This is a genomic window from Roseospira navarrensis (genome assembly GCF_009601025.1).
In the GTDB taxonomy this organism is placed as follows: domain Bacteria; phylum Pseudomonadota; class Alphaproteobacteria; order Rhodospirillales; family Rhodospirillaceae; genus Rhodospira; species Rhodospira navarrensis.
This window is the reverse complement of record NZ_WIVE01000125.1, coordinates 1-3,558: the sequence shown is the minus strand read 5'-3', so window position 1 is coordinate 3,558 and position 3,558 is coordinate 1. Positions and strand designations below refer to the sequence as shown.

The window sequence follows — 3,558 nt, the reverse complement described above, 5'->3', positions numbered from 1 at the left end:
TGAACGGCGTTCAGGGTGGAAATGCACCCCTGGAGGATTTTGTAAATTCCCGCCGCGCCGCGCGGCGACAACTCCACATCGTTCTGAATGAAGATGTCGGACACCGTGCTCAGGGCATCGCCCACGTCCCCCAACACGTCAACCGGATGGTCATTGCGGCTGTCGTTGAAGGTAAACGCGATGGCGCGGGCGGGCATGTGGCTGGTGGTGGTCATGGTTCAGCCCTCCGCCTTTTCGGATTGCAGGATACTGGACACGTAGTTGCAGACGGCCCCGGCCTTATCCACCGGCACGGTGAATTGAAGGCGAACGGTCGCGTTCTTGCGGTCCCGTTCGGCCTTGATGTCCCGTCGCGCGGCTTGAAGGGCACTGTCCAGGGCCAGCCACGTCCGTTCGGAACCCTCGCGTTCGCCGTCTTCAATCCGGCGGATGGTGTTGTCGCTCACGCCACTCAGGTTGGCCAGTTGCTGTCCGGAGAGACCGAGACGTTGCCGCCGTGTCCGCAGGCTCCGGCCGCGCGCCGTGGTGGTCCGCTGGCTGGCGGCCACGGCCTTGCCGAAGAATTCCTTGAACAGCACGTCGGCGCACCGGGTCTGATAGGCGATGACCGTCTTGCGCACCGCTTCGTCCGTCACACGCTCCGGGTGGATGGTGGCTAGGAAGAAATTGACGCGGATCAGGGGCAGGAACAGCGTGTCCCGGGGGCCGGCGCCGGTCTCCACCTGGAAAACGCTGGTGGAACCCTTGAGCACCGGGTGGCGGGCAATCCGCTGGCGCTGGCCTTCCCATTCGAGGCCCATGCCCTCGACCAGGGGCTTCATGGCCACAAGGGTATCGACCGGGGTGCGGCCCGGCCGAACGATCAGGTTGGCCCCCTCGAACGGGACCGTGGTAAGAAAGTGGTTAGCCTGAGACATGGGGCACCTTCCAACGTCTTGGGTTAGGCCCGGTTCGGTGCGCTACCACCGACCGGGCCGCTATGGCTGGCGTCCATCGCCAACTTCAGTTATCATCACTGACATCGGACGGAGTGTCAATGATGGGAACCAACGTCAGTGATTAAACCTGAACAATGCAGGGGCGCCCGCGCCATGCTCAGCATGAAGCGCGAAGATCTTGCCCGGCTCGCGGAAGTCGCGCCGGCCACGCTGGCGGGTTCCGAGACGGGAAAGCGCCAGCCCCAGCCCCGCACCCTCGCGGCCATCCGCGCAGCGCTGGAAACGGCCGGCGTCGAGTTCCTGGACGGCAACGGCGGCGGGCCCGGGGTGCGCCTGAAAGTCCCTCCGACGCCCGGGGATGCGGGGAAAGCCAAAGCCCCCGCTGGCCCGGACGACGCGGCGGACGCATAGCCGCGCGGTCGCTTGCGGTGTACCGCAAGGCGTATCTCAGGCCATCATGTGGGACAGTCGGGACAGGGCGTTGGCGCCCGGTCATCAAGGGCGCGGCGGACGGCCGGGCATGGCGAGGGCGCCCCCGCGACCATGCCCCCGGACCGCCCTTGGGAAACCGGGGCCGGTTCAGGCGATCCGCTGCCGTCTTCCGCGTGGTGGCCGTGGGGCTTTGCCATCGGCCACCGTCGCGTGGACGCCGGCGCGGGCACTCCGCCGGTACCCGCGCCGGCGCCCTATAAAACCAGTGCCGGTTCGGGCATCCCGCAATTGGGCTATGTGTAAGCCTCACCGGAACGGGCGGCTGGCCGGCCAGCGGTGGTTATGCGCCCGTCCGCACCACCGCCTTTCGCAACCATGGATACCACAGGCGACCGGACGATGCTACGATGCCCGAAGCCTGCCGCTGATGCCGGGTAGACGCAGCCGGTACGGATGCCGCCTCCGGCGGGGTCTGGGAAGTGGAGAACACGCACCACCGGCGGCAGGCGCCCCACGGGTCGGGAAACAGCCCTCAGAGCCTCCAGGATGCGCGAGAGGGCCGGGGGCACCCAAGGGACCGGACCGGCGAAGACCCCGTTTAAAAACCGATTTAATCGGGCTGCAACGGGCCGTTCGTGACGGGCCGCGCCCCGGCCTTGACCGCCGCACCCGACCCACGCATGGTCAGCGGGTCGTTTCGCACGGTGCCATCCCCTTGCCCTGAAGTCCTTCCGGGTCATCCAGATGGCGCCGACCCGGCACAGTCCCCGGACTGATGTCCGGGCGCGAAAGGACGCACGTCCGGGTAGTCAAATCCCGAGACCCGCTGATGCCGGACGCGCCATGCCCCCGGACGACTATCCCTCCATTGCCGAGCGGCGCCGCCTTGGCGTCTATGTGTCCGACGTCGAAGCGCGGGTGGCGGAGCAGTTCGGCGAAGCCGTCGCCCGGCGGCTCATGGTCGGCTTGGGCGGCCAGACGGTTCTTCTCCCCCGCCAGCCGTTCCCAGACCACGCGGTGGCCCGCGCGGCCGGCCTTCCCGTTCTGGCCTGGTTGATCGACCACTATGGCCCGGCGCGCCTCTACATCGCGCTCGGCCCGCTGCATTCCGGCACACAGCAGGACGTCCGGCTTCGTCGCGCCATTATGGCACACCCGGGCGCGACCAACGCGGTCATCGCACAGGCGGCCGGATGCAGCGAACGCGCCGTGAGTCGGCGCCGCGCGGCCATGCGGGCGGCCGGTCTGAACCCGCCACCGGCAGCGCCGATGCACCGCTTGACGGAGACGCCCTCATGACCCGGCCCACCCTGGCTCACCACCTGGTCGCGCTGAACGCCAGCGCCGACACCGTGCCCTCTGACATCCACCTGTTGCCGCGCGGCGTGTTCAAGGGGCGCGACGGACGCGGGCCGTACCGGATGCCAGATCCCGCCAAGGTGATTGCCGCGACACAAGCCCACCAGAAGGGCGCCAAGCTGCCCGTCGATTTCGACCACCAGCTTGAGTACCAGCGCGATGGCGACACCGTGCGCGCCGCCGGCTGGATCGACGGGTTGCGGGCCGATGACGACGGCCTGTTCGGCCGCGTCGAATGGACCCCGGCGGCCGCGCGGATGATCGCGGATCGGGAATACCGCTACGTCTCGCCCGTCTTTCTCCACAGCCGCGCCGGCGACATTTTGCGCCTGTGCAGTGTGTCCCTGACCAACAAACCGAACCTCGACCTGATCGCCCTCAACACGGAGAGACGCCCCATGTCGTCACCCGATCCGCAAGACCTTTTGCGGCCGCTTCGGGACCAGCTTGGATTGCTGCAGGATGCCGAACCGGTCGCCGTCATGGCGGCCCTGTCCGACGCGCTGGGCCTGTCCCCCGAAACCGCCGCGTCGTCCGCCGCGCCCGATCCGCGCCAGTGGGTGCCCATCGGCGAATACCGGCGCGTCGTCCAGGAACTGAACGCCGTTGACAACCGTCTGAGCAGCCATATGGCCGAACGGTATGTCGAAACCCTGGTGGAAGGCGGTCACCTGTTGCCGTTCCAGCGCGATTGGGCCGTCGCACTCTGCCGCGCCGACAAGGACGCCCTTGACACCTTCGTTGCCGAGGTGGCGCCGCAGACACAGGCGTTGTTCAAGACGCTCACGACTCCGCAGGTCACCGGCCCGGCACGGCGCGGCGATACCGT

The 3,558-nt window shown here is 68.0% G+C and carries 5 protein-coding genes; 3 read left to right on the top strand and 2 right to left on the bottom strand.

The window, feature by feature from the left end:
* Both GHC57_RS18730 and GHC57_RS18725 read right to left on the bottom strand, forming a co-directional pair.
* Positions 1–215: hypothetical protein (locus GHC57_RS18730; protein WP_153347124.1), on the bottom strand; the 215-nt coding region annotated here is incomplete at its 3' end.
* Positions 216–218: 3 nt separating this feature from the next.
* Positions 219–917 (bottom strand): phage antirepressor N-terminal domain-containing protein, encoded by a 699-nt coding sequence (locus GHC57_RS18725; RefSeq protein WP_153347122.1) that lies wholly within the window; start codon positions 915–917, stop codon positions 219–221.
* 174 nt (positions 918–1,091) lie between these two features.
* On the opposite strand from GHC57_RS18725, the gene GHC57_RS18720 reads away from it, so the two are divergent.
* The 3 genes from GHC57_RS18720 to GHC57_RS18710 all read left to right on the top strand — a co-directional run.
* Positions 1,092–1,349, top strand: a complete 258-nt coding sequence (locus GHC57_RS18720) for a helix-turn-helix domain-containing protein (protein WP_153347120.1) — start codon at positions 1,092–1,094, stop codon at positions 1,347–1,349.
* 864 nt (positions 1,350–2,213) lie between these two features.
* The gene (locus GHC57_RS18715) at positions 2,214–2,669 is read left to right on the top strand and encodes a hypothetical protein (protein WP_153347118.1); all 456 of its coding nucleotides are present in this window, start codon (positions 2,214–2,216) and stop codon (positions 2,667–2,669) included.
* Positions 2,666–3,558, top strand: an 893-nt coding sequence (locus tag GHC57_RS18710) for a phage protease (protein WP_170294974.1), incomplete at its 3' end; no start/stop codon positions are given. The genes GHC57_RS18715 and GHC57_RS18710, both read left to right, overlap by 4 nt.

Bases quoted from the DNA above. Each gene is read 5' to 3' on its own strand.
- GHC57_RS18725 (WP_153347122.1), bottom strand. From the start codon at position 917: ATGTCTCAGGCTAACCACTTTCTTACCACGGTCCCGTTCGAGGGGGCC.
- GHC57_RS18720 (WP_153347120.1), top strand. From the start codon at position 1,092: ATGCTCAGCATGAAGCGCGAAGATCTTGCCCGGCTCGCGGAAGTCGCG.
- GHC57_RS18715 (WP_153347118.1), top strand. From the start codon at position 2,214: ATGCCCCCGGACGACTATCCCTCCATTGCCGAGCGGCGCCGCCTTGGC.